The following is a 206-nucleotide window of genomic DNA, read 5'->3' as shown; positions in this document are numbered from 1 at the left end:
GCTGGCCCATGACCTGCGCCATGCGGCCAGCGCCGGGGCCGCGCAGGCCGTCGTCTATGATGCAGGCCGCGACGCAAAAGAGCACCACAACATGGCGGATTTTCAAGAAACCGTGATGGACGCAGCCACCCCGCCGGGCCCCGTCTCCACCCCCGCAGCGGGGCGTTCAATGGCACCGGGCGGCCCCACATGAAATACGAGTTCTG

At 67.5% G+C, this 206-nt stretch carries 1 protein-coding gene; it reads left to right on the top strand.

All coding sequences use genetic code 11. The annotated features are described in order from the left end of the window. A partial coding sequence (locus QZH66_RS19030; RefSeq protein WP_305807325.1) for a hypothetical protein occupies window positions 1–193 on the top strand: 193 nt, incomplete at its 5' end. Window positions 194–206: the final 13 nt, after the last annotated feature.

The organism is Stenotrophomonas sp. YIM B06876 (assembly GCF_030711595.1).
GTDB lineage: Bacteria > Pseudomonadota > Gammaproteobacteria > Xanthomonadales > Xanthomonadaceae > Stenotrophomonas.
Note: the sequence above shows the minus strand (reverse complement) of the source record. Positions and strands in the feature narration are given on the sequence as shown.